This is a genomic window from Blautia sp. CGZ-1-C1 (assembly GCF_056504575.1).
In genome coordinates this window covers 1-24502 of record NZ_JBWLUT010000061.1, presented here as the reverse complement: position 1 = coordinate 24502, position 24502 = coordinate 1, and the positions used below count along the sequence as shown (strand labels likewise).

24 protein-coding genes, 1 pseudogene and 1 riboswitch are annotated in these 24502 nt (G+C 39.5%); of the genes and pseudogenes, 14 read left to right on the top strand and 11 right to left on the bottom strand.

Annotated elements, in window-relative coordinates:
- Nucleotides 1-55: 55 nt before the first annotated feature.
- The 3 genes from thiC to AC058W_RS04540 form a co-directional block, all read right to left on the bottom strand.
- Complete coding sequence (gene thiC, locus AC058W_RS04550; RefSeq protein ID WP_117676910.1) at nucleotides 56-1366, bottom strand: phosphomethylpyrimidine synthase ThiC; 1311 nt, start codon at nucleotides 1364-1366, stop codon at nucleotides 56-58.
- 291 nt (nucleotides 1367-1657) lie between these two features.
- Nucleotides 1658-1766, bottom strand: a riboswitch (TPP riboswitch).
- A gap of 58 nt (nucleotides 1767-1824) precedes the next feature.
- The gene (locus AC058W_RS04545; RefSeq protein ID WP_479389770.1) at nucleotides 1825-2832 is read right to left on the bottom strand and encodes a fibronectin type III domain-containing protein; all 1008 of its coding nucleotides are present in this window, start codon (nucleotides 2830-2832) and stop codon (nucleotides 1825-1827) included.
- Between the two features lie 143 nt (nucleotides 2833-2975).
- Nucleotides 2976-3254 (bottom strand): type II toxin-antitoxin system HicB family antitoxin, encoded by a 279-nt coding sequence (locus AC058W_RS04540; RefSeq protein ID WP_117676908.1) that lies wholly within the window; start codon nucleotides 3252-3254, stop codon nucleotides 2976-2978.
- Between the two features lie 173 nt (nucleotides 3255-3427).
- On the opposite strand from AC058W_RS04540, the gene AC058W_RS04535 reads away from it, so the two are divergent.
- Complete coding sequence (locus AC058W_RS04535; RefSeq protein WP_117845402.1) at nucleotides 3428-4243, top strand: DNA-3-methyladenine glycosylase family protein; 816 nt, start codon at nucleotides 3428-3430, stop codon at nucleotides 4241-4243.
- Nucleotides 4244-4258: 15 nt separating this feature from the next.
- The gene (locus AC058W_RS04530; RefSeq protein ID WP_117676906.1) at nucleotides 4259-4549 is read left to right on the top strand and encodes a hypothetical protein; all 291 of its coding nucleotides are present in this window, start codon (nucleotides 4259-4261) and stop codon (nucleotides 4547-4549) included.
- A 238-nt stretch (nucleotides 4550-4787) separates the two neighbouring features.
- Here AC058W_RS04530 and AC058W_RS04525 read toward each other — a convergent pair whose 3' ends face one another.
- Nucleotides 4788-5429, bottom strand: coding sequence for an endonuclease III domain-containing protein (locus AC058W_RS04525; RefSeq protein ID WP_340285281.1), 642 nt, complete (start codon nucleotides 5427-5429; stop codon nucleotides 4788-4790).
- 184 nt (nucleotides 5430-5613) lie between these two features.
- Between AC058W_RS04525 and AC058W_RS04520 the strand changes: the two genes are divergently transcribed.
- Together AC058W_RS04520 and AC058W_RS04515 are read left to right on the top strand one after the other, a co-directional pair.
- Nucleotides 5614-6285 (top strand): Crp/Fnr family transcriptional regulator, encoded by a 672-nt coding sequence (locus tag AC058W_RS04520; protein ID WP_118591218.1) that lies wholly within the window; start codon nucleotides 5614-5616, stop codon nucleotides 6283-6285.
- A gap of 85 nt (nucleotides 6286-6370) precedes the next feature.
- On the top strand, nucleotides 6371-7531 hold the full coding sequence (locus AC058W_RS04515) for an MBL fold metallo-hydrolase (RefSeq protein WP_340285278.1): 1161 nt from the start codon (nucleotides 6371-6373) through the stop codon (nucleotides 7529-7531).
- 259 nt (nucleotides 7532-7790) lie between these two features.
- On the opposite strand, the gene AC058W_RS04510 is transcribed toward AC058W_RS04515, so the two are convergent.
- The 6 genes from AC058W_RS04510 to AC058W_RS04485 form a co-directional block, all read right to left on the bottom strand.
- Entirely contained in the window at nucleotides 7791-10058 is a 2268-nt protein-coding gene (locus AC058W_RS04510) for a glycogen/starch/alpha-glucan phosphorylase (protein ID WP_118410725.1), read from the bottom strand.
- Nucleotides 10059-10221: 163 nt separating this feature from the next.
- Nucleotides 10222-11109 carry an AraC family transcriptional regulator gene (locus AC058W_RS04505; protein ID WP_118609704.1) on the bottom strand — a complete coding sequence of 296 codons (888 nt, stop codon included), beginning with the start codon at nucleotides 11107-11109 and terminating at the stop codon, nucleotides 10222-10224.
- 18 nt (nucleotides 11110-11127) lie between these two features.
- A complete protein-coding gene (locus AC058W_RS04500) occupies nucleotides 11128-11958 on the bottom strand; it encodes a sensor histidine kinase (RefSeq protein WP_182474242.1) in 831 nt (276 codons plus the stop codon).
- Nucleotides 11942-12625, bottom strand: a complete 684-nt coding sequence (locus AC058W_RS04495; protein WP_479389769.1) for a hypothetical protein — start codon at nucleotides 12623-12625, stop codon at nucleotides 11942-11944. Before AC058W_RS04495 ends, AC058W_RS04500 begins: the two co-directional genes overlap by 17 nt.
- Nucleotides 12626-12874: 249 nt before the next feature.
- A complete protein-coding gene (locus AC058W_RS04490) occupies nucleotides 12875-13597 on the bottom strand; it encodes a LytR/AlgR family response regulator transcription factor (protein ID WP_118609707.1) in 723 nt (240 codons plus the stop codon).
- A gap of 467 nt (nucleotides 13598-14064) precedes the next feature.
- The gene (locus AC058W_RS04485) at nucleotides 14065-15654 is read right to left on the bottom strand and encodes an AAA family ATPase (protein ID WP_118609709.1); all 1590 of its coding nucleotides are present in this window, start codon (nucleotides 15652-15654) and stop codon (nucleotides 14065-14067) included.
- Between the two features lie 689 nt (nucleotides 15655-16343).
- Between AC058W_RS04485 and AC058W_RS04480 the strand changes: the two genes are divergently transcribed.
- From AC058W_RS04480 to AC058W_RS04470, 3 genes are read left to right on the top strand one after another with little or no spacing between them, the layout of a single operon-like run.
- The gene (locus AC058W_RS04480) at nucleotides 16344-16940 is read left to right on the top strand and encodes a hypothetical protein (protein WP_147421501.1); all 597 of its coding nucleotides are present in this window, start codon (nucleotides 16344-16346) and stop codon (nucleotides 16938-16940) included.
- Nucleotides 16941-16947: 7 nt separating this feature from the next.
- A complete protein-coding gene (locus AC058W_RS04475) occupies nucleotides 16948-17103 on the top strand; it encodes a hypothetical protein (protein WP_479389768.1) in 156 nt (51 codons plus the stop codon).
- Nucleotides 17093-17674 carry a hypothetical protein gene (locus AC058W_RS04470; RefSeq protein WP_118609711.1) on the top strand — a complete coding sequence of 194 codons (582 nt, stop codon included), beginning with the start codon at nucleotides 17093-17095 and terminating at the stop codon, nucleotides 17672-17674. The genes AC058W_RS04475 and AC058W_RS04470 overlap by 11 nt, the downstream gene beginning before the upstream one ends.
- Before the next feature lie 184 nt (nucleotides 17675-17858).
- Here AC058W_RS04470 and AC058W_RS04465 read toward each other — a convergent pair whose 3' ends face one another.
- On the bottom strand, nucleotides 17859-18176 hold the full coding sequence (locus AC058W_RS04465; protein WP_479389767.1) for a hypothetical protein: 318 nt from the start codon (nucleotides 18174-18176) through the stop codon (nucleotides 17859-17861).
- A 115-nt stretch (nucleotides 18177-18291) separates the two neighbouring features.
- Here AC058W_RS04465 and AC058W_RS04460 point away from each other — a divergent pair, with 115 nt between their 5' ends.
- The 7 genes and pseudogenes from AC058W_RS04460 to AC058W_RS04430 all read left to right on the top strand — a co-directional run bounded on the left by AC058W_RS04460 (nucleotide 18292) and on the right by AC058W_RS04430 (nucleotide 24323).
- Nucleotides 18292-19275 (top strand): DUF3878 family protein, encoded by a 984-nt coding sequence (locus AC058W_RS04460; RefSeq protein WP_479389766.1) that lies wholly within the window; start codon nucleotides 18292-18294, stop codon nucleotides 19273-19275.
- Between the two features lie 94 nt (nucleotides 19276-19369).
- Nucleotides 19370-20173, top strand: a complete 804-nt coding sequence (locus AC058W_RS04455; RefSeq protein ID WP_118420016.1) for an HD domain-containing protein — start codon at nucleotides 19370-19372, stop codon at nucleotides 20171-20173.
- Nucleotides 20174-20218: 45 nt separating this feature from the next.
- The gene (locus AC058W_RS04450; RefSeq protein ID WP_243009556.1) at nucleotides 20219-20839 is read left to right on the top strand and encodes a YgjP family zinc-dependent metalloprotease; all 621 of its coding nucleotides are present in this window, start codon (nucleotides 20219-20221) and stop codon (nucleotides 20837-20839) included.
- A 6-nt stretch (nucleotides 20840-20845) separates the two neighbouring features.
- Nucleotides 20846-22072: pseudogene (locus AC058W_RS04445) on the top strand (endonuclease Q family protein); the annotation flags it as partial.
- Nucleotides 22073-22141: 69 nt separating this feature from the next.
- Nucleotides 22142-22600, top strand: a complete 459-nt coding sequence (locus tag AC058W_RS04440) for a metallophosphoesterase family protein (RefSeq protein ID WP_117677683.1) — start codon at nucleotides 22142-22144, stop codon at nucleotides 22598-22600.
- Between the two features lie 284 nt (nucleotides 22601-22884).
- Nucleotides 22885-23571 (top strand): hypothetical protein, encoded by a 687-nt coding sequence (locus AC058W_RS04435; RefSeq protein WP_117677684.1) that lies wholly within the window; start codon nucleotides 22885-22887, stop codon nucleotides 23569-23571.
- 2 nt (nucleotides 23572-23573) lie between these two features.
- Entirely contained in the window at nucleotides 23574-24323 is a 750-nt protein-coding gene (locus tag AC058W_RS04430; protein ID WP_117677685.1) for a HipA domain-containing protein, read from the top strand.
- Nucleotides 24324-24502: the final 179 nt, after the last annotated feature.

The window sequence follows — 24502 nt, the reverse complement described above, 5'->3', positions numbered from 1 at the left end:
CGAAAATGTGGCTTTTATCAGGAGGGGTACAAGCCCCTCCTGATAAAAGAAGGAATCATTCATCAAAAATAGTAACGATTTCTCCATCCAGAATACGATTTGTATTCTTTACAGCACAGAAGTTACCACACATACTGCAGGTATCTTCTTTTTCCGGCTTTGCTTCTGCACGATAGCGTCTTGCTTTCTCCGGATCCATGCTGAGTTTGAACATTTCTTCCCAGTCAAGGCGTTTTCTGGCTTCGCTCATCTTGTAATCCCAATCGGCAGCACCAGGAATTCCTTTTGCAATATCAGCTGCATGGGCTGCGATTTTAGCTGCAATAATACCCTCTTTTACATCAGCCGCATTTGGCAGACGAAGATGCTCAGCAGGAGTTACATAGCACAGGAATGCAGCTCCTGAATATGCAGCAATAGCTCCTCCGATTGCAGATGTGATGTGATCATATCCAGGAGCAACATCTGTTACGAGCGGTCCAAGTACATAGAAAGGAGCACCATGGCACAGTGTTTTCTGAATTTCCATATTGGCTGCGATCTGGTTCATTGGCATATGTCCAGGACCCTCGATCATAACCTGAACATCTTTATCCCATGCACGTTTTGTGAGTTCGCCAAGAGTGATCAGCTCTTCAATCTGGGCAGTATCTGTTGCATCAGCAAGACATCCCGGACGACATGCATCACCGAGACTTAAGGTGATATCGTACTCTCTGCAGATATCAAGAATTTCATCAAAATGTTCATAGAATGGGTTCTCTTTTCCTGTCATTTCCATCCATGCGAACATAATAGAACCGCCTCTGGAAACGATATTCATGAGACGTTTATTCTGCTTAAAACGTGCTGCAGTTGCACGATTCATACCACAATGGATAGTCATGAAATCAACACCATCTTCTGCATGCATACGAACGATATCGATCCACTCTTCGGATGTGATTTTGCCAAGAGCTTTGTGGTAATATACAACTGCATCATAGATCGGAACGGTGCCAATCATTGCCGGACATTCGGAAGTGAGTTTGCGGCGGAAGCTTCTGGTGTCACCGTAAGAGCTGAGATCCATGATTGCTTCTGCACCCATTTCTACTGCAGAATGTACCTTTTCATATTCCATATCAACGTCTTTCCAGTCTCTGGAAACACCTAAATTTACATTGATTTTAGTAGTCAGTTTTGCACCGACACCACTTGGACTGATGCATTTATGATTCTTATTGCATGGGATAATGACCTGCCCTTTTGCAATCAGTTCTCTTAATTCTTCCACATCAAAATGTTCTTTTTCTGCTACGATTTCCATCTGCGGTGTGATGATTCCGTGACGCGCTGCGTCCATCTGTGTTGTGTACTGTGTCATTTTTTCCTCCTTGCCCTGCACTGTGGGCTTCTAAATGAACTGCGCCTCCTGCATATAGCAGGGACTTGCACCTGCGCATATTCGTAAGTTTTCGGGTAAACTTTTGCGATGTGACAGAGAGTGGTGCCCCCGGTCTGTCGTAATAATTAAGATGGGGAAGTGATCTATATGACAATATATGAACGTAAAAATATCCGAAGAAATATATTTTTTATATATTATTATGAATTTCCCTGGATTTTTTCGGATAAAAAAGGAAAGACTGCAATACGCCAACAAGCATACTGCAGTCCGGAAGAACTATAACTTTCCCTACGTTGGCATTATCCAAATCAGGTTATGGGTTAAAGCGATACAGCTTACTCTCAGCCTGCTTACACAAGCACCCCTTGTCTTAATTGCTCACATTGTAACACTTTGATATGAGAAAGTCAATAACAATTCATGATCCAAAGTGGTCAAACTAAAGACATATTATATACTTTAGCATAGGAATGCCATGTTTTGTTCTTGACTTTTTTATTGGCAATTATTTTAATTCCATATTTGAAATTCTTTTTCATTCCTGTAAGAGTGAATGAGTTGGAAGTAGTTGTATTCACTTTTTTGAAAGAACTGTTTCCCGGGTATTTGATATAAACAGTATAGTTTGTTGCACCGGAAATTCTATTCCATTTTACAGACATTGAAGTGCTTGTATTACCCGCTTTCTGAAGTGTAACACCAGTAGCAACGTATCTGATTGTAGCTGAAGAACTTACATAACGTTTATTATTCAGAATGATGTACGGATAAATTTTCACCTGATAAAATGCAGTTCCGGACATAGGCAGGGTAAAGGAATATCTGGTATTAAAGTACTTTGTAACAGCTTTTTTAGAAGCGTAGCTTTGATAGATAACTTTATATCCGCTGATGGAATTTGAAGGATTTACAGTAGCCATATTGAAAGTATATCCATTTCCGGCAGCATAAGATGATTTAATATTTACACTGGTATAAAGTGTTGTGCATCCGGCTGTGCGGGAGCTTATTGCTGTTCCGGATGAATTTAAGGCAGTAAGTTTTATGTTGTAGGCAGTACCGGCTTTTAATTTATTTATCGTGACTTTATTTCGGGTATTACCGACATATCCCAGAAATCGGTAAGATGATGAATTAAAATTGCTGATACTGACAGCGTACTTATCAGCATTTGAAACAGAACTCCATTGAACGGTTATGGAATTTACAGAGGCAGCAACCTGTTGGATACCGGATCCAGAAGTAAGATAGGAAGCCGCTGCCGCTTGCGCATCAGAATCATCAACAGAAGGAGTATCTGTGTCTTCCTGAATCGAATTTGCAGACTGTTCTGCCAGTGAAAGTTGTGCAGTTGCTGCAAAAACAGCAGCGGTGGATGAAAATGTAAGAATTGCGCTAAGAGCGATACTTACGAAAAATTTTTTAAAACTTCTTGCTTTCATGATAAAGACCTCCTTTTTAACACGATAAAATAATAAAAAAACTCCGTTAATGTTAAAAATATTTTAACATAACGGAGTTGGATTTCTGTAATTTCCTGTTATTGCTCAGGATATAATCTGATTGATATTGCAAGTTGATAAGACTATTCATCCCAGCCGTCATACATACGGATGTTGACCTGAATATTTCTTACAATATCACCTTCCAGAAGATCAAGGTCGGATTCATCGGAAATTGCAGGAAGATCCATTTCATCTTCCATTACTTCTGCATAGATCCAGTTATAAGCTGCTTCATTTGCATTGTCAATAGCGTCATCCAGAGTGTCGCCTTCTGCTTCACAGCATTCCAGATCCGGAAAGAATGCTTTATATTTGCCTTCTTCATTTTTGCGGAAAACCGCAGGATATATAAATTTCATTGAAAAACTCCTCACTTTCTGTCATAACGAAACGTTATATTTTTCTGTATGGTAAACGGAATGATATTTTTGTGATTCTGGTTTACGTTTATACCGAGAATAGTATATAATACATTCATATATTCAGCAAGTGATAATGGATAAAAAACGGAAATGTAAGAGGGAGATATGGGATGCTTACAATAGAAATGGACAATTTTGATTTGGGTCAGATCTGCAGATCCGGGCAGTGTTTCCGAATGGATCAAATTGGTGATGACCGTTACCGGGTTATTGCGGGAGATAAATATCTGGAACTGACACAGGAAAGAGGAATTGTCAATTTCTTCTGTCCGGAAGAGGATTTTATTTTCTTCTGGATCCGGTATTTTGATCTGGATCATGATTATAATGAATACATACAGAAAATCAATCCCAGAGATAAATATCTGACTGCTGCAGGTGAGATGGGAAGCGGAATCCGTATTCTGCAGCAGGATTTGTGGGAGATGATTATATCATTCCTGATTTCACAGCAGAATAATATTACAAGAATAAAAAAGTGTATTGAAAATATCAGCCGGGAATTTGGAGAGAAAAAAGAAAGCAGTACAGGTGCAGAATATTATGCATTTCCAACTGCACAGGCCCTGGCATCTGCAACTGAAGAACAATTGCGGGAGTGTAATCTGGGGTACCGGGCAAAATATGTGCTGGATACAGCAAGGAAAGTCTTTTTTGGTGACATATCTTTAGAGAGTATCTATGACATGACATATAAAAATGCACGAAAGGAGCTTCTGAACCTATATGGGGTTGGAGAGAAAGTAGCAGACTGCATCTGCCTTTTTGGACTGCATCAGCTGGATGCTTTTCCTATCGATACTCACATCCGCCAGGCACTGGATGCTCATTATAAACGTGGATTTCCAAATCGACGATATAAAGGTTTCCGAGGCGTGATGCAGCAGTATATATTCTATTATGAACTGACAAACAGCAGCAAATAAAGGAGGAATGTTATTATGGAAATCGGAGCAATGTTAGACGAATTAAGGGAAAAAGCACTGAAAGACCGTAACATCTGGCAACAGTTGATGGATACCAGAAAAGAAAAACAGCCACTGGATGCTTTCTGTGCCAAGTGCCGGGAACTTGGATATGAAATTTATGAAATGGATCTGATCACCGCCGGCGAAGAATTCTATGCTACTATGCGAAGAAGTACAAACGGTGGAGGAGAGAACTCTCCAAAGTTGGCAGGGGAAGATGACTTCTATGAACTCTTTTTTGCCAGCCTGGAACAAAATAAGTAAAATTCCTATGATAATAAAAAGCTCTCCGGGCAGGAGCACACTGTTGCGGAGAGGAATTATAGCGCTAAAGCGACCCGCCATAGGCAGAGAATCCTGCATGCAGGATTCTCTGCCTGTGGAAAAGCAGCCCATGGGGTATCAAGTCAGATATAAAAGAAAATAAATGATTAGTTTGAACGCAGATCGCGAAGCGACTGCGTTCATGAGCAAGTAGCGAAGCGGATTGCGAATGTCCGCTTTACTGATTCAGACCATTCTTTGCACAGATATCGTTAAGGCAGCATTTATCACAATATGGCTTTGTACGTGCTGTACAGACATCACGTCCATGATTAACCAGACGATGGCAGAGCTCATTTCCCTCTTCCGGTGGAATGATCTTCCACAAAGCCATTTCTACCTTCTTAGGATCTTTTATACCATCTACCAGGCCAATACGGTTAGACAGACGGATACAATGTGTATCCGTAACAATCGCAGGTTTGCCAAACACATCTCCCATAATCAGATTCGCACTCTTTCTTCCCACACCAGGAAGCTTCAGCAGAGCATCAAAATCATCAGGAACATTATCATGATACTGTTCATGTAAAACTTTCATGCATGCGCTGATATCTCTGGCTTTACTCTTTCCCAGTCCGCAAGGACGCACGATTGCTTCGATGTCAGCTACGTCGGCGTTTGCAAGAGCCTCTACTGTAGGATATTTTGCGTACAGATCCTGCACAACCACATTCACCCTCGCATCTGTACACTGTGCAGCCAGACGCACACTTACCAATAATTTCCACGCATTATCATAATCCAGAGTACAATCCGCATCCGGATATTCCTTTTTCAATCGCTCAATAACCTCAAGGGCTAATTCCTGTTTTGTCATATATATTTTCTAACTCCGTTTCATATTTTATTGTATTTCTATAATATCATAAACAAGCTCTGCTTGCATTTCCGATTTTCCTATATTAAAATAAAATCAGCCGTTGTATTTACAACAAAGCATATAAAAAATAATGAAAAGGAGTAACTGTTCAGTACCTTCACAGTTACGAAAAGAAAACTATATGATAGATACAGAATTTCTATGCAGATCCCGTCTGTTCAGGGGATTTACAAAAGAAGAAATAACAAGTCTGCTGGAGTGCCTGAATGCCGCTGTCAAAACATACCGCAAAGGAGAATACATTTTCCAGGCAGGGGAAGTGACAGAGAATTTTGGAATGATCATAGAGGGAAAAGTTCAGATCATCAGTGATGACTACTGGGGGGAAAGACAGATTCTTGCCGGTTTTGGAAAAGGACAGCTTTTCGGGGAGGCATATGCATGTATGGAGAAAATGCCTCTCCTGGTCAGTGCGATAGCAGTAGAAGAATCTCAGGTTCTGATGCTGAATGCTCACAGAGTTCTTCAGACCTGCACCTCAGCCTGTGACTTTCACCGCAGACTGGTAGAAAATCTGGTAGGGATCCTGGCAAAGAAAAATCTCACACTTACCAGAAAAATTGACCAGATCAGCAAGAAAACAATCAGAGGAAAAGTGCTTGCCTATTTATCAAGTGAGGCAGGACAACAGGATAGCAATGATATTACTGTTCCATTTAACAGACAGCAGCTGGCTGAATATCTGGCAGTTGACAGAAGTGCATTGTCGGCGGAATTGTCAAAGATGCAGAAAGAGGGTATTATCAGTTACAGAAAGAATCATTTTGTTTTAAATAAAGATCATATAGAATAGCCAAAAAACAGAACGTTAATTTATTGGTACACAGGTTGAGTATTTTTGATTAACTGATAGAAATTAACACATAAGAGGGAAAAGAATGAAAGTACGAATGTATAATGTAGGTTTCGGAGACTGCTTCTGTCTCCGGGACAGAAAGAAGAGTCTGCTGGTGGACTTTGGAACTAATAACAGCAGAATAGAGGGACGCCCGAGAAGAGAGATATTTGATGTGATTATTTCAGACTTATCTACGATTAACTGTAAGAACCTGCTTCTGACACATTTCCATATGGATCATTTGTCAGGGCTTCTTTATATGATGAAGAACAGAGACAGTTCTCTGGATTTTGGGAAAATTTATCTGCCGGATGTGTTTTCAAAAGAGGAAATGAGCCGGACACTTGTATTGCTGCTTTTGGCAGATCTGCTGAAGGAGTCAGGGCTTCCGAGCCGTCAGGTCAGCCTTTTTGCACTGGTGGATGCACTTCTGGAGAACAGACAGAATCTGGAACTGCTTTCTCGAGGTAAGATTTTTGAGGATAAATATCAGGCATTATGGCCGGATACGGATGTCATTCAGAGAGAAACAGATGAGGTATATAATGAGATCTGCAAAAACGAAAATCTTGCAGCGGTTATGGAAGAATTGCTGAATTTTGCAGAAAAACTGCGCAGAATCATCTGGTCTATGACAGAGGAAGGAAAGGCACAGACAGAGGAAGAACAGGAGAAGATTTCTCTGGCATATGTCTATGACCGGGAGTTTCGGAGGATTAAAGCGATACCTGAATTCAAAGAGCTTCTCAGTTTTCTGAATACAAATAAAGTTAATCTGAGACAGTTTAAACATAAGATCAGTATTGTTTTTCAGAATGCAAGAGACGGAGAACTGAACCTGTTGTTTACCGGAGATGTACAGCCGGGACATTTGAAGATGATCGCAGAAAATTATGATGGGAAGTTGCCGTTATATGAGCATTACTGGTGCATTAAAGTGCCACATCATGGAACTCAGGAACATTATTTTGATTTCTCGCAGTACGAACCGGAAAACATGATGATCTCTAATGGAATTCATTTCGCGAACAGTAAAAAAGAATCAAAAGAGTTGCGTACATCACCGCTTTATGGAGGATTATTTTATATCCCGGATACACATATGTATTGTTCTAACTGTGATTGCTGTGACTGCTATGAAAATGGCTGTTCCTGCAAAGAGGCAGATGTTATCTCGCCGGCGTACTATAAAGATATTTAAACTACTATAAAGATACTTAAACTATGAAATTGTCATTCTGCTATAAATAAGCAAAGTAAATTGTGGATATTCGTCCATTCATTTGAGAAGAATCAGGTAAGGTTTATTGACGTAAAATCGAAGTAAGGTATGTTGCCGGGAACAAAAATGGATGGTAAGGACTTTACAGAATTTACAAAAAACAGCAGGTATCCGTATATTCCATTGAATATACAGTACCTGCTGTTAGTTTTTATATGATAATAACTATGATGTACGATTATTTCGCCGGTGTCAGGTGCCAGATATCGTTGTTGTACTGTTCGATAGTTCTGTCAGAAGAGAAGAATCCGGCTTTTGCAATGTTAACCAGCATCTTCTTTGCCCATGTTTTTCTGTCGGCATAATCAGCCAGTGCCTGATCTTTTTTCTCAACATAATCGTTGAAGTCAAGCAGAGTCATGAACCAGTCTTTGCTTACCAGTTCGTGATGCAGTCTTTCAAGATTTTCTTTATGGCCAAGTGCCAGCATCTTTTCACTTACAATGAAGTCAACACATTCTTTGATGCGTTTGTCATTTTCATAGATATCTCTGGAGCAGTAGTCTGCTTTCTCGTAATGCTCGATAACTTTCTCACTGGATTCACCGAAGATATAGATATTATCTTCACCGACCAGTTCACTGATCTCAACATTAGCGCCGTCCATAGTTCCCAGAGTAACAGCACCGTTCAGCATGAACTTCATGTTACCTGTACCGCTTGCTTCTTTGGAAGCCAGGGAGATCTGTTCAGAAATATCGCATGCAGGGAATAATTTCTCAGCTGCAGATACATTGTAGTTCTGAACCATAACAAGCTTCATGTGTGGTGCAACTTCTGGATCATCTTTGATAAGATCCTGAAGTGTAAGCAGAAGATGAATGATATCCTTTGCGATTACATAAGCAGGAGCTGCTTTTGCACCGAAGATAAAGGTTACAGGCTGAGATGGTTTCTTTCCACCCTTGATTTCCAGATATTTGCTGATGATGTACAGAGCGTTTAACTGCTGGCGTTTGTACTCATGGAGACGTTTGATCTGGATATCATAGATGCTGTTCTCATCAATTTCAACACCTGTGTTGGACAGGATAAATTCTTTACAGGTTTTCTTAGCTTCTGTTTTGATCTCAAGAAGCTTGTTCAGAACTGCGTCATCATCCTTATATTTCAGGAGATTTTCCAGTGCAGTTGCATTTGTTTTAAACTCATCACCGATCAGAGAGGTAATATAGTCTGTCAGCGGATGATTGCAGTGCATTAACCAGCGGCGGAATGTGATACCGTTAGTCTTGTTATTGAATTTCTCCGGATAAATATCATAGAAAGCTTTCAGCTCGCTTGTTTTCAGGATTTCTGTATGCAGGGCAGCAACACCGTTGATGGAGAATCCATAGTGGATATCCATATGTGCCATGTGAACCAGATTATTTTTGTCAATGATGGCTACATTTTCCTGTGGATATTTTGCTTTGATTTTCTCATCCAGCTTTTCGATAATCGGTACAAGGTGAGGAACTACATCAAGAAGGTAGTCCATCGGCCATTTTTCCAGAGCTTCTGCGAGGATGGTATGGTTTGTGTAAGCACATACTTTGGATACAATCTCAGCAGCTTCGTCGAAGTCGATTCCGCGCTCTGTCAGGAGACGGATCAGTTCCGGAATGACCATACTTGGGTGAGTATCGTTGATCTGGATCACTGCGTAGTCTGCAAGGTCATGAAGGTTGCAGCCTTTCTTTGTTGCCTCGTCAAGGATGAACTGTGCAGCATTGGATACCATGAAGTACTGCTGGAAGATACGGAGCTTACGTCCGTCATCATCGCTGTCATCCGGATACAGGAACAGTGTCAGGTTGTGAAGGATGTCCTTTTTGTTAAAGGAAATTCCATCGTGAACCATGGATTCATCTGCCAGATCAATGTCAAATAAGTGCAGATGAATGGATTTGTTATTGTAGCCTGCAACATCGATATCGTACAGGGAAGATTTCAGTGAAAATCCGCGGAACGGTACAGTATAGGAAACACCTGCAGGTGTGAGCCAGCTGTGTTCTTCAATCCATGGGTTCGGAGTTTCTTTCTGAAGTCTGTTCTCAAAGAGCTGTTTGAAAAGACCCAGATGATAATTCAGACCAATACCTTCGCCCGGAAGACCGAGAGTTGCGATGGAGTCCAGGAAGCATGCTGCCAAACGTCCAAGACCACCGTTTCCAAGAGATGGTTCCGGTTCCACTTCTTCGATGTCAGCGATGGCTTTTCCATTCTCTTTTAAGAATGCAGCAACATCATCATAGATTCCCAGGTTGATCAGGTTGTTGGATAATAATTTACCGATCAGGAATTCTGCGGAAATGTAATAGATTTTCTTCTTTCCATCCTGATAGCCTTTTTCGAAGAGCTGGTTTTTGGTATAAATCAATAATGCATTGTAAATTTCTTCGTTTGTGCACTGACGCGCGTTTTTCTTATACAGGTCATAGATGAGCTTTTCTAAATTTTCCATCGTAATCTCCCTTTCTGAAATGAATATGTGTTTTTTATGAGTTAGATTGCTTATTTTTTAGTTTTGAATAGTGTACTAGTTTATATCAGGAAGAGAAGTTCTCTTGCTGACATCTATAACTATATCAGCAGTCAATTCAAAAAAATACAACAAAATTGCGATTTTATGACAGGTTTCTGCGAAACTTGTGAGGAGACATTCCGGTTGCCTGCTGGAACTTCTTGATGAAATAGCTGGTGTTGTTGAAACCTACTTCCAGTGCGATTTCTGTGACAGAGGAGTCGGAGTGCAGAAGCATAGGCTTGGCTTTCTCGATGCGCAGGTCATTGATATAGGCGATCAGAGTCTTGTCTGTATACTGCTTAAACAGTTTCATAAAGTAGTATTCGCTGTAATTTGACATGGCAGTAAGGTCTGCGGCATTGAGGGGCTGGGCGTAGTTCAGGTTAATATAGTCCAGGATCTTTTTAATAGAAGCAAGACTCTTATTTTGTTCTTTATCCGCAGGAATGATGTAATTTCCCATGAGCATTTCATAGAAGAAACTGAAAAACAGAGCTTTTAATTTTACAAAATAATAAGGCTTTTTTTCCTTATGGCAGGTGTGGATTGTATCAAAAAGCTGGCAGATATTTTCATAGTTGCTGTCTGCTGGAGAAATAATATGCGTAAATTCCGCCTGATTTTCCATCAGCAGGGAAATGACACGTTCCTGACATAAATCTCCCACAGGACTGGACAGGAAGCTCAGGTCGAATACAATGCTTCTGAAATAAAGGATATTCTTCAGATCTGTTTTTATGCCATGAAGAACTCCACGGTTTACGATGATCAGATCACCGGACTTGACGCGGAGAATCTCTTTATTCAGACGTACCAGACCGCTGCCGGATTCAATATAGATCAGTTCCATCTCATCATGCCAGTGGTTATAGAGAGAATGGAAGATCTGGCAGTTGTCTGTATAGGTTTCTATGGGAAGCTCAAAAGAGCCGTGAGAACTTCGTTCTTTCAGGGTATCATCTACTTCAATCGTGGGGGTAACTGGCATGGAAAGCGCCTCCTTTTTTCAGAGATTTTTTATCTGTAGTAAGACAATGGAATCAAAAGTATCATTATGGTCAATCCACTGATAGGAGCCATTATACCTCTGGCAGATATCTTCAATAATAGAAAGTCCATATCCATGAGAACCCGGTTCTGATTTTGTAGTCTTATGTGTAAAACTCTGTAACGGGTTCTTGGTATTGTGCATATATATGGTAAGAAATCCGTTGGAAATGTTTGCAGACAGCCGGATTTCAGGCTCGGGATTGCCGGAAGCGTTACAAGCTTCGATAGCATTGTCCAGAAGATTAAAAAATATACTGCTCAGGTCAGTTGTATCAATGGAAATCTTTTCCGGTAAAAGGATTTCATAGGACACCTGGATATGTTCCTGTTTGGCGCGGAGCCGTTTCCCTTCCAGGATTGCCTGCAACAGGTTATTCTGACAGTAAGGATGAAAACGATCCTTCTGAAAAGTATGGTTCAGATTTTTGATGGCAGTGTCGGCCTGTTCATGTTTTCCCTGCTCCAGGAGTGACTGGAAGTCCTGAAGTCCCTGTGCAGTTTTGGCCTGAAAATCCTGAGTATCCTGTCTGCGGATCTGAAGACTGTAATCCTGTTCCTGTTTTAATTGTTTCTGCTTTTGAAGAAAAGCCAGTTCCATTTCAGTATTGGATTTCTTTAACACATCAGAAAGAATGTAGTATAAAAGAATACAGATAAGAATCATAAACACTGCCAGGATCAGAAACATATGATCAATTTTTTCTGTATAAATCGTAGACAGAAAATATAACAACTGGAATACAAAGAGGAAGAGAAATAAAGGAATCAATTTAATGTTCTTTTTCATGACTGCAATCCTCCTCTGGTTGTTTTTCTTGTGGTCTGCAATTAAGCCGGGACAGAACAGAAGCGGTATATGTTTCTGCTTCCTCATATTTTTTCATATCCATCAGATACATGACAGACATGATGTGATTCTCAATATCGTGATTCCATTTCCGGAGACTGGCATATTCATTACTTAACTGAACGGAATCATTCATCTGCTTTTTCATTAACTCAATTTCTATTTTTTTCTGTAAATATTCCCTGTGCTGCTGGATTAAAGAACGGACTGCATGCAGAAACAGCAGATAACTGCCGATGCATATGATCCAGTAAATGATGCTCAGAGCCAGAATTGCTACGGGCTTTTTCTGAAGGGAAATTATAACATTGAGAAAAACCGGAGCGACCAGTGGCAGTAACAGTTGTAAAAAGGTGAGTATTTTCAAATAATCTATACACTGTCGCAGGATTTCTGATATTTTCCAGAGAAGAAACAGGCCAAGCAGGATGTTGGAGAGTTCAATGACGAAATATTCTACAGGTGAACAGCTGGATATCAGATTGTGCGGAGTATAGATATGGGTCGGTATAAAAAGATTATGAAGTGCTATGAAAACACTGGTACATAAAATTTCCGGACAGATTATCAGCAGCTGGAAAATAAAATAAACAGCTAATTTTTTCATAAAAGATGCCTGGAATAAAAAAAGTGTTACAAGAAATGCTGTAAGCTGAAATACGATTGTAATTTCGTTATGCTGTGATTCACGCTTGATCCAAAATAACAGTGCCATAAATACTGACAGACACAAAAAAAGTGGAAGTGAGATCTTGCGTTTGCAGGGCAGGATCCTGCAGTAAAAGTAAAGCAGTCCAAAACACAGATAAAGGCTGGATAGAATACACAAAAATAGATTGATCATATGACTGCCCATTTACGGCACCTCCCTGTGACTGGCAAGCATCATGAAAGCAAAAGCATCCTTAAACTGCTGGTAATAAGACCTGCTGACAGGGATCTCTGTATTATCAGAAAGTATAATGCCTTTATGACTGTAAGTACGTACAGCGTGAAGATTAACGGCAAAGCTGTTATGACAGAGACAGAAATCAGGTTTCATTCTTTCGGTAAGAACTGTCAGTTTTTCTTTTGTTGTATATGTTCCTGTTCTGGTATAGATGGTGGTCTGCCTCAGATTCCGCTCCAGATAAAGAATATCGGAGCAGAGCACCTGATAATTGCGTGAATTTCCGGAGAAATACAGATATCGTGTATGCAGTTTCTCAAGCTTCTGGCATGCTGCTCTCAGAGCCAGAGGGAGATATTTTTCCATCTGCTGTTTATGGATAAAGTAGGTGTGTTCTGTCTCATATACTGCGGTAGCATATTGCAGATACTGGCTGATAAAAATAATCTGAGTGTCCGGGCTGATATGGTTGATCTTTTCTGCAAGTGAGATGCCATTTACAGTGTCAGAACCAAGATCAATATCTGTCAGTACAATGGAATAAGGACATCCATTCTCTGCAACACCCCGGAGAAATTCATCACCGGATGTGAAATGCGTTATTTCAAAAAATCCCGGAGGATACTTTTGCAGAATAGTATGTATTATTTCATAATGTGAAGGGTTGTCTTCGCAGATTGCAAGTTTCAAAATTGGATTAAGCTCCTTTATTAACGTGGTTGTAGTTTCTTATGTCAGTGACAATATCTGTCGGATATGCCAGATGGATAAAATGAATTTGTATTTCCAATAATCATACTATAAAAAATGACGGGATGCAATTTGTCTATGAGAAAGATTGGAAAAAATGGTTAAATATGTAGTGAAATATAGTTGTTTGTGTGAATGCATGCGATTTCGGGAGTCTGTGTGATACAATCAGGATATGGAAACAAGGAAGCGGTTTTAGAGATTTTGTACGTGAAAAAAATTATTATTCCTGGTACTTTCAAGCGCTGAATATAGATATATGTGAAAGCGGTATTGTTTCCATGGGAGAAGAAAAATATTATAAGAATGACTGTCTGAAAATCATTATGGACATATATAAAGCACTTGGAAGCATCAGGAAACTTCTGGTAATAATACAAATGACGAAAGGGTAATCGGCCCCTTTATTATTTTTCAGAGTATTTTTCAATTACACAATTATGTGTTTTATGTTTTTTATCATAAGAAATTCCAACAAGTAAAATATTGTCAGTATAATTTGCAACAGCTTCAGGGTACTGCCTGTTTTTTATCTGCCGGATTGCGGTCTGGGCATTTTGATTCCATTTTAACTCAACAACAAGTGCAGGGTAATCTCTGGAATATTCTGGCTTTGGAAGGTAGACAAAATCTGCAAAACCTCTGCCAGCAGGAAATTCACGTATAGGTTTAAAATAATACCGCATAGTGCTGAGATAACCGATGGACAGAATGCTGCTGAGGGAGTTTTCGTTGTTGTACTGAATAGCTGAAGCGTATTCATTGTGTATTTTTTCAATGGATCTGGCCACAGTGTCTGCGTCCATGTCCAGAGTGGCATCCAGCAGTTCTGAGGATTCCTGTTGAAATGTCAGAAATTCATTCCATTTCTTTCGTTTAACAGCTTTGGCAAGTTCCTGACGGATTTCTTCATTTGGAACAAATGCAGAATGAGTATCCTGATCATAACCCAGATATCCCAGATGAATCAGGCAGGTAAGAACATCATCTCTGCAGGTAAAATTCACCATATCATTCTGGAAAGTCGTAGGATCGATTTCTGCGGAATTACCGGACAACATTTCTATAATGGCAGTTTTGAGTCCGTCAAAATCCATATTGATCAGAGGTACAATTGCTTCGTAGGTTCCGGTATCCGACCAGTAGCTTTGGAATTTATTCCATATCATTAATTCTACTACTGCTTTAGGATTGTATACCTGATATTGCTCCAGCAGATAACCGTCATACCAGTGTTTGGTTTTGGAGAAATCCCGGTGGTATTTTTCACAGAGCATTCGTACTTCTTCTTCCGTAAAGCCAATATATTTGGAAAAGATCCTGGCATCAGTCATTGTAAACTCCGTAAAATTATTCAGAGCTGACTGTGTTTTGATTTTCTTGATTGGAAGAATCCCGGTGAGGTAAGCCAGTTGAATATATTTGGTAGGTTCAGAACCTTTGAACATACCGCGGAGAAAGTTGATGTATTCCTCCTGGACTGCCAGGTCGGTAGAAGCATCTCGGATCAAAACATCCCATTCATCAATAATTACTACGAACTTTTGACCAGTGGCAGTGTTAATGCAGGACAGAGCTTCAGGCAGAGAGTTTATGGAAACAGGCAGAATTTCAGGGTAATAATTTCTTAATTCCAGAATCGTCTTTTCGGTAATGTAGGAAACTACATTCTCCGGACCGCCGGCTGGTTCCATACACCATTGAATATCCAGATGGATCACATCATATTGATTCAGATATTTCGTGAAATCAGGTGCCTGACCGATTTCCAGAGATGAGAACATTTCTTCGGAATTACAGCCTTTACAGTAATATGCAGTGAGCATATCGGCAGTGATGGATTTCCCGAATCTGCGGGGGCGACTGTTGCATATGAATTTCGCGGTGGTATCCATAACCTTATTTGTATATGCCAGCAAACCGGTTTTATCTACATAGATTTCTGAATTCAGCGCAACCTGAAAAGCACTGTTTCCGGAATTTACAAATCGTCCCATGGAAATGACTCCTTTCTGTTCAGTGTTTTTTTATCATGTATACTGCTTGGTTTCTTTGTTCTATTGTAAAATGCTATATTCAGAATGTCAATGAGACATGGCAAAGATATTTGACATCTGATACGGGAGTGCAAGCTCCTTCTGATAAACTGCGGAGCAGTTATTCGGTGTAGAGCTGTGTAGCGAAGCGGATTGCGAATATCTGCTTGACATACTCTAAATATGTAGCGAAATATGGTTATTTATGTAAATGGGAAAAATATATGACAAAAATATGTTACAATTTATATTGCGGAGTTATATGGTAAGAAAGAAGGTCAGGATATAGATCCAGATATAATTATAAATTCTCTAGGAGTATATTGGTATATAGAAAAATAAACCACAAGATGAATATATGGAGGAAACTATGGCAAAAAGTAAATGTAACTTTCAACTATCACTAATACTTATAATGTTAATACTGGGTCTGGGTCTGATAAAAACTCATCCTGTCAGTGCAGCCAGCTCCATACCGGTAGATTTGGAAACAGGCTATATATACCTATTACGATGTTACCGGTGATGGAAGAAAAGATAATTTTACAGTAAAGGCAGTCAGTCTGGACACTTATTACACTGGTGATGGATATTATAATGCAGTTTATCTTTGCGTAAATGGAAGAGGGCAATACATAAAGCTCAAAAATATGCAAATGCCATTTTACAGCCTGAAAGCCAGATTATATATCTTTGATAATGCCAGACCATTATTATATCTTAGTGCCAAGAGTGATAATGATCATAAATTTATAAATGGTATTTTACGGTATGAAAATGGTAGATGGAAATATCTGTTGGATATGACGAAGGCTTTTGGAGATTATAAACAGTATGCCCGCGGTGAAGTAATCGACAACAGCGGAAATAATCTGAAAGTACGTTATGAAGTTATGTGTTGGACGATAGGCTTCTGCAGGCTGGACTATACATATATCTATAAAAATGGTGTGTTAAAACCTGCGAGCAGTTATGGAAAAATAATTGATTATCGTACCATGTATAATGGTGATCGTACACTTGTAGCCAATAAATCAATCCGGGCATATAAAAAGTGCGGAGGCGGCGGAACATCTTTTGTTCTTCGAAAAGGAAACAAAGCAGTTGTGCAAAAATGGAGATACACTGGGGGCAGACTTTATATCCGCTTAAAATGTGGATCAAAGACCGGCTGGATCAACGGGCAGAAACAGAAAAATTTTGTATCATCAGAACAGCAGTGGTTTTCCAATCTTCCATATGTATAAGCAGAATGTGATTTATAGGCAGGTACAGGGATTTATTCAGATGGAAGGAGACAGTAAAAATGAATATGAAAAGAATATTTCAAAAAATAATTGTGGTATTATTGGCAGCAGTGTTGTGGATATTACCGATACAATCTGTACAGGCGGCTGGTATGTCATATAGTAAGGCGTCGCAGTTATATACTGAGGCACAGTGCCGATGGATTGCTCATCCTCGAAAAGTTAAAATAACTGATGATCTGCGGGCCCGTTCAGGATGGTTTGGAAATGACACAGGAAAAAAAGTAGACTTACACAGGCCATTTTGTTCGGATATGTCCTATTGGATACAGACGGATTTGAGCGGAGATGGAGTACCGGAATATCTTGCAGTGATACCGGGTGGTCAATTGATAATCCTGACAATCTATAAAAATAAAGTAAAGGTTCTGGCTGTTTTGCAGACTACAAGTATCATGCCAGACGTTTATTATAACCGTCAGAATAATACATTTACGATTGCTGCTTCAATAACAGCACGGCTTACATCCAGAAATGTATATAAAATACAGAAAGGAAAACTGTACCGTCTGGCAACATTATCAGATGCTATAGGGCAGATGAATGGATATGGTTATGTACCCATTAACAGATATTTAAATGGAAAGCTGGTTTCTAAGAGCAAATATAACAGATACTACAAAAAATACTGTAAAAATATGCAGATTATTAACTGGAAGGGAGCGCAGGAATAAATTTTGTCAATAGAATAATCCCCTGGAAGTACTGATTAACTTCCGGGGGATTATCTTATGATACAAATATGTACTGTTATATAGTGCGCATATAACGCTTTAATTCCTCGTAAAAATTTTCTCTGGTTCCGGCCATGAAGTTTTTTCAGAAATTTTGCTGCAGGTGGAAGGATCTGTACCTGTGTCATTTTTCATCCTCCGTTCCGAAAACATCCTCTAAGGAGTATCCTCCTGATTTAGATTCTGCGACCTGGTCTGCTTCGGCAAGCATTGCTTCAACTGCCGGACGGACTTTTCGCTGTGCCTGTTTAAATTTCTCAAGTAATTCTTCCCCGCTATATCCCTGTCTGATCAGATCGGCAAGAATCTGTTCGGCAAATTCACCACTGGTATTTTCTTTAACAGGGCGTAAAACCAGTGTCTTTATTGAACAGAAAAATTTTTCTATTTGGCAGAAAATATGATTAGTGCTATCATAAAATATATCTGTAAAATTGTGCAAATGTATCCTGCTTCTGCGTTGCAGTAATTCCATGAAACGATGCAATGGATTCTCTTATCAAGTGTGTTAAACAGAATCGGCGAAAGACATTGTACAGAAACAGCAGGAATTAAGGATGGAAGATATAATGGAAGACAATTTTGAAAAATTAAATCTGCTTCTGGAGCAGGAACTGTGTGAGTTTGTGGATATTCCAGATGGTTTTACCGGACAGACAGAGAGTGGAGAGCTACGTCTGATCTACCTGATGAATGATGCGGTGGAGAGCTTTCTGGTTCTGAAAAATGCCAGGATGACAGGAAATTATGTCAGGGATTATGAAGGGAAATTTGAAGGCTCTTTAGAGAAGACAGACAGGGATTCATGTGAGGCAGAGTATATTCTGGTGGTTCATCAGGGGCGGAATGTGTTTACTGTATTTTTTGAAGATATTTTGCTGGAAACACATTTGTATAATTATGGAGAGCTGGGACATTTCTGGGTGAAGGAATATGAAAATCTCAGGGTAATGGAGTACCAGATTGCTATATTGCGGGATAAATATGAGTATCTGGGAAAAGAATATTGTACTGAACAGGAACGAAAGCTGGCGATGCTGCGGGATTTCCCGCCGTTAAATTATCTTTTTTATCCGGCAGTAACGGAGAAGTATATTGTTCCGGTGGACAATCCATGGGAGGTAACGGCGGAAGCACTGGCAGTTATGCAGGAACTGGCAACGGAAGCGGGAGATGAAAAACTGGGAAAAATGCTCAGGCGTTATGAAAAAAAACCAGATATATCAAATGCCAGAAAAATTGCAGGAATGCTTTGTAAGAGAAGCCATTTACCGGTGGTTACTCTTCTGGGAGAAAAAATCAGGGAAGCAGCTTCGGTCTACCCGGACAGAGATTTTGGAAGGAAACAGAATGAATATCTGCATGAACTGATGGAAAAAGCGGAACGAAGAAAAGAAGAATTGGAAGCAGAGAATGTTCAGACTCTGATCTACAGAGAAGAACCTTTCATTTATGACTGTGATTCCATATCGTTTCAGGTATATCTTATGATTGTGAGAAAAGGTGTATGGAAGCAGAAAATAATGGTTGAGAAAATGTAATTCTTTGGATAAAGTCCTTATAATTTATGTAAAGTATATATTAGTTGTTTTTGTGTAAAGTAGTCTAAACAGGAATAAAGAAGGGATTATAATAATGGATAAATTATTAGACTTAACAAGAGATTTCAATACGGCAAAAGCTGCTTTTGAAGCATATCTGGATGAATATGACAGAGCGGATGATAAGATTCATCTGAAAATCGTACATACTTATGGAGTGGTTGATGCTGCAGAAGACATTGCCCGCCGTATGGGATTAACAGAGGAAGATGTACAACTGGCAAAGGTAATCGGATTGCTCCATGATATTGGCAGATTTGAACAGATCAGGAGATTTGACAGCTTTGAACCGGGAACTATGGAGCATGCAGCATATGGAGCACAGCTTCTGTTCGGACCGGAGAAAATGATCCGCAGATTTGTGAAGGATGACAGGTTTGACAGTCTGATCTGCACTGCGATTGAGAAGCACAGTGACTTCAAACTGGAAGGAATTACGGATGAGAGAACTCTGCTTCATGCAAAGTTGATCCGGGATGCAGACAAGCTGGATAATTGCAGGGTAAAGCTGGAAGAGTCCATGGAAACACTTCTGGGAGTGGATGAGAAGGGTGTTGGTGAAGGAGTGATCGCACCAAAGGTGTGGGAATCCTGTATGGCAAAGGAATCTGTATTATCTTCAGACAGGGTTTCGAAAGTAGACTATTGGATTTCCTATATTGCACAGTATTATGACATCAATTTCCCGGAAACCTATGAGATTATGCGTGAACATAATTATGTGAAACGGATTAAGGACAGAGTTCCCTATGCATTACCGGAAACACAGGAAAAGATGGACATTCTGGCAGCAGAGATGGAGAAATATATGGATGAGAGAATTCGAAACAAAAAATAAATCAAGTAAGTCCCTGCTTCAATTGCGAAAAGCAATAAACAGTGGATGGGGACATATGAAAAGACAAGAATGATCAAAATGGATATGGATAAAACAGAGAAAAATCAGGAGAAATTCACCTGCGGAGAATTTGAATATCAGGTTATAAGAAGTGCCCGAAAAACCATGACTCTGGAGGTACGCAGGGATGGAAATGTGATTGTCCGTGCACCGCTCCGTACAGGTCTGCCGCGGATCAAAAGATTTGTAAACCAGAAGCAGGAGTGGGTTCTGGGATGTCTGGAACGGACAAAAGAATACAGGGAAGAGAAGCCATTGAGTGCAGATCTGAGCGAGGCAAAACGGAATGTCTATATACGAAAAGCAAAAGAAACGATTACCAAAAGAGCTTCTTATTTTGCCAGACTCATGGGCGTTTCTTACCGCAATATCACCATCAGAGAGCAAAAAACGAGATGGGGAAGCTGCAGCAGTGAGAAGAATCTGAATTTTAACTGGAAACTGATACTTGCACCGCCGGAAGTGCTGGATTATGTAGTGATACATGAACTCTGCCATCTGAAAGAGATGAATCATTCGAAGGCATTCTGGGACGAGGTCGAAAAAGTAATGCCGGAGTATGAAACGTACAAGTTATGGCTGAAAGAGAATGGATGGAGGTTATAATGAATAATGAAAACAATAGCTGATCTGCACATTCATTCCAGATTTTCCATGGCGACAAGTAAAGAAGGTACGCCTGAGAATCTGGATTTCTGGGCGAGAAAGAAAGGGATTTCTCTGATTGGAACAGGGGATTTCACGCATCCGGTATGGAGAGAAGAGCTGAAGAAAAGACTTATTGCAGAAGGGAACAGTCTGTATCGTCTCAGAGATGAATATGTAAAAGAAGAAAGCCGGAAGTTTCCGGGAGAAGGAACACACTTTGTTGTATCCGGGGAAATCAGTTCCATTTATAAGAAGAACGGAAAGACCAGAAAAGTACACAACGTAATTCTTCTTCCCAGCCTTGAGGCAGCAGATGCTATGGCGCAGCATCTGGAGAAAATCGGAAATATTCACTCTGACGGCCGCCCGATTCTGGGGCTGGACAGTCATGATCTTCTGGAAATGATGCTGGATGTATGCCCGGAAGGAATTCTGATCCCGGCTCATATCTGGACACCACATTTCTCTGTATTAGGTGCGAAATCAGGATTTGATTCTGTAGAAGAATGTTTCGAAGAGCTGACACCATATGTGCATGCATTGGAAACCGGACTTTCCTCTGACCCGGCTATGAACTGGAGAATTTCCAAACTGGACCGCTATCAACTTATATCCAATTCAGATGCACATTCCCCGTCTAAGCTGGGACGTGAGGCGAATCTGTTGGATATTGACTGTTCCTATGAGGGACTTTATCAGGCAATTCAGACTGGTCAGGGACTGGAAGGAACAGTAGAATTTTTTCCTGAAGAGGGGAAATATCATTTCGATGGACACAGAAAGTGTGGTGTATCATTAAGTCCTGTAGAAGCAGAACGTATGGGTGGAATTTGTCCCGTTTGCGGAAAGAAGCTGACCATGGGCGTAGATCACAGAGTAGAACAGCTTGCAGACAGAGCGGAAGGTTTTGTGAAAGAAGACGGCAAGAAATATGAAAGTCTTGTACCTCTGCCGGAAGTAATTTCTGCATGTATGGGATATTCCACTGCAAGCAAGAAAGTACAGGGATGTTTTGAACAGATGATTCAGACACTGGGAACAGAATTCGACATTCTGCGAAACGTACCGTCAGAAGATATTAAATCCTGTGCAGGAGAACGGATTGCAGAAGGAATTGAGAATGTAAGAACCGGAAAAGTGAAGAGAATTCCGGGGTATGATGGTGAATATGGAAAAATACAACTGTTTGATGAAAATTAAACATGGAATGATGAAATTAGAAAACTGCCTATAAGAGAATAATCGGTGAGGAAATAATATATGAAGAAAATAGGAATTATCTCAGACACTCATGGCCTGCTCAGATCGGAAATACTGGAAATTTTAAAAGACTGTGACTGCATTATCCACGCAGGTGACGTAAACAAACCGGAAATCCTGGATACGCTTCGTATGATGGGCTCCATCTATGTAGTCCGCGGAAATAATGACAAGGAGTGGGCAGAAGGAATGGCGAAAACCTTACACTTCACCATAGAAGGCGTAAAATTTTTCATGACCCACAATAAAAAAGATGTGGACTGGGATTTAAAAGACACACAGGTAGTCATCTTCGGACACACCCATAAATACTTCGAAAAAATGATAGACAACCGTCTATGGCTAAACCCGGGAAGCTGCGGCCCCAGACGCTTCGACCAGGAGATCACCATGGCAGTAATGACAGTCGATAATGGAACCTATCAGTGGAAAAAGGTTGCCATGATCCCGCAGAAGTAAGTTAATTATTGAATGATACAGGTCCGGAGAAAGAGGAGGAATGTAAAAAAGAATGTAAAATTGATTGTAACTGTAATTAATGCAGGAAATAGGGGACAGATATATAAAAGATTATAAATGCTATACAGAGAAACTTCTTTTTAAAATCTATTATGATTTTTGAAAAGAAGTTTTTTCTTTATTTTTATGTATTAAAAACATATCCTACATAATTGAAAAAAATGATATTGTATGATAACATAAAAATAGAGACTAGTAAGGTGCATGTCTGGAGGGAAAAAGGAATGGAAAGATCTGAAAGTATTTACAGGCAGTCGAAACAGGAATTGGAAGATGTTCAACAGAAGCTTCGTATGATTGGATATGAACTTGGAACAATGGATTTGCATCGGAAATCTATCATTACGAAGTCGGTTAAAGGAAAAATATATTATTATGAACAATGGCGTTCAGAAGGGAAAGTACATTCCAGATATCTTGCCCCTGTACAACCGGGAATTATCTGGAAAGAAGAACAAAATCTGCTTCGTAAACAGGAACTGTTGGAAAATAAGAAGGAATTAGAAAAACTAAAAAAACCTTTAGAGACTTTTGTTAAGTCATTAGAGCGTGAAAGAGAGAAAGAATCTCTATTGAAAGATTATACCTTTGAAGTATATTGGAAAGATGAAATCACAGCAAGAGTTTATGTAAAAGGTGGCAGAGTTACAGTTTCCAGATTCGTGGAACATCCATTAAAGCAGCTATTTGCAGATAAGAATATGACAAGGTATCAGTTAAATAAAATCTTAGAACTGCGTTGTTGGGATAGAAACAGAGCAGATATTGATGAAATTCTGAGGCATTTGGGACTTAAGTATTATAATCCATATGAAATCGTGCGTAAGACTCATGGCGTATCTTATAATGATTATATATGGTTCAGATTTCCGGGAGAGAAGCTTACAAGTAAGGATGTATTAGTGAGGTGAATATGTTTCAGGAAACAATCAGTGATGAATATATTGTAATTCAGTCAGGAACAAGTGAAGGAAGTCAGATCAAATATAGAAAAGATAATTACTGGTACAAAAAAGATAACAGAGGACATGAAGGAAGAACAGAATATTTGTGTTCTAAATTATTAAGTTTTTCTACTTTGGAACAGAGTGAATATGTAGAATATGAGCAAGGATATATTAACCAAAATATGGGGTGTCGAAGTAAAAATTTTTTAAATCCAGGAGAAGAATTAATTACTTTTTACAGACTTTATTATAATGAGTTTGGTAAAGATTTATCTGAAGTGATTGGGCGAATGGAAACAATGGAAGAACGGATTGGGTATGTGGTTAACTTTATAAAACAAACATGTTTAATTGACATTACGGATTATATGAAGAAAATTTTTACGTTAGACTGGATTATTTTAAATGAAGACAGACATCTTAATAATCTGGCAGTTGTATTTCAGGATGGTATATTTGTACCGGCTCCTATTTTTGATAATGGAGTATCTTTGTTGACGGCAAATTTGAGCGTAAACTGGAATTTTTCAATAGAAGATAATGTAAAAAGAGTGATTGCCAGACCGTTTTGTGGCTCTCATGAAAAAATGCTCAATTATTTTGGGAAAGGATTTGAACTCAATGTTCCGGCTGCTTTGGAATGGCTAGACAAAGAAACGAATTCCCGAGAGAAAGAGGTACTGATGTATCAAATAAAAAAATTTCAGAAAATATAGCAGGGGATAAAAGTAACGGTTAATTTTCGAAAAGAAGTTTTTTATTTTGTTCTATCTGTCAGTTTTTCCGCTCCTTTTTTGGTGGGTTTGTAGAACTTAAAAATTTAAGTTGACTGTAAATTAATAATTAAGTATACTGAAAATAAAAACAATGACAGAAACCACAGACAGAAAGGAGC

Excerpts from the sequence above, each read along its gene's own strand:
- thiC (WP_117676910.1), bottom strand. The coding sequence starts at position 1,366 with ATGACACAGTACACAACACAGATGGACGCAGCGCGTCACGGAATCATC.
- AC058W_RS04545 (WP_479389770.1), bottom strand. The coding sequence starts at position 2,832 with ATGAAAGCAAGAAGTTTTAAAAAATTTTTCGTAAGTATCGCTCTTAGC.
- AC058W_RS04540 (WP_117676908.1), bottom strand. The coding sequence starts at position 3,254 with ATGAAATTTATATATCCTGCGGTTTTCCGCAAAAATGAAGAAGGCAAA.
- AC058W_RS04535 (WP_117845402.1), top strand. The coding sequence starts at position 3,428 with ATGCTTACAATAGAAATGGACAATTTTGATTTGGGTCAGATCTGCAGA.
- AC058W_RS04530 (WP_117676906.1), top strand. The coding sequence starts at position 4,259 with ATGGAAATCGGAGCAATGTTAGACGAATTAAGGGAAAAAGCACTGAAA.
- AC058W_RS04525 (WP_340285281.1), bottom strand. The coding sequence starts at position 5,429 with ATGACAAAACAGGAATTAGCCCTTGAGGTTATTGAGCGATTGAAAAAG.
- AC058W_RS04520 (WP_118591218.1), top strand. The coding sequence starts at position 5,614 with ATGATAGATACAGAATTTCTATGCAGATCCCGTCTGTTCAGGGGATTT.
- AC058W_RS04515 (WP_340285278.1), top strand. The coding sequence starts at position 6,371 with ATGAAAGTACGAATGTATAATGTAGGTTTCGGAGACTGCTTCTGTCTC.
- AC058W_RS04510 (WP_118410725.1), bottom strand. The coding sequence starts at position 10,058 with ATGGAAAATTTAGAAAAGCTCATCTATGACCTGTATAAGAAAAACGCG.
- AC058W_RS04505 (WP_118609704.1), bottom strand. The coding sequence starts at position 11,109 with ATGCCAGTTACCCCCACGATTGAAGTAGATGATACCCTGAAAGAACGA.
- AC058W_RS04500 (WP_182474242.1), bottom strand. The coding sequence starts at position 11,958 with ATGAAAAAGAACATTAAATTGATTCCTTTATTTCTCTTCCTCTTTGTA.
- AC058W_RS04495 (WP_479389769.1), bottom strand. The coding sequence starts at position 12,625 with ATGAAAAAATTAGCTGTTTATTTTATTTTCCAGCTGCTGATAATCTGT.
- AC058W_RS04485 (WP_118609709.1), bottom strand. The coding sequence starts at position 15,654 with ATGGGACGATTTGTAAATTCCGGAAACAGTGCTTTTCAGGTTGCGCTG.
- AC058W_RS04480 (WP_147421501.1), top strand. The coding sequence starts at position 16,344 with ATGCAAATGCCATTTTACAGCCTGAAAGCCAGATTATATATCTTTGAT.
- AC058W_RS04470 (WP_118609711.1), top strand. The coding sequence starts at position 17,093 with ATGTCATATAGTAAGGCGTCGCAGTTATATACTGAGGCACAGTGCCGA.
- AC058W_RS04460 (WP_479389766.1), top strand. The coding sequence starts at position 18,292 with ATGGAAGATATAATGGAAGACAATTTTGAAAAATTAAATCTGCTTCTG.
- AC058W_RS04455 (WP_118420016.1), top strand. The coding sequence starts at position 19,370 with ATGGATAAATTATTAGACTTAACAAGAGATTTCAATACGGCAAAAGCT.
- AC058W_RS04450 (WP_243009556.1), top strand. The coding sequence starts at position 20,219 with ATGGGGACATATGAAAAGACAAGAATGATCAAAATGGATATGGATAAA.
- AC058W_RS04440 (WP_117677683.1), top strand. The coding sequence starts at position 22,142 with ATGAAGAAAATAGGAATTATCTCAGACACTCATGGCCTGCTCAGATCG.
- AC058W_RS04435 (WP_117677684.1), top strand. The coding sequence starts at position 22,885 with ATGGAAAGATCTGAAAGTATTTACAGGCAGTCGAAACAGGAATTGGAA.
- AC058W_RS04430 (WP_117677685.1), top strand. The coding sequence starts at position 23,574 with ATGTTTCAGGAAACAATCAGTGATGAATATATTGTAATTCAGTCAGGA.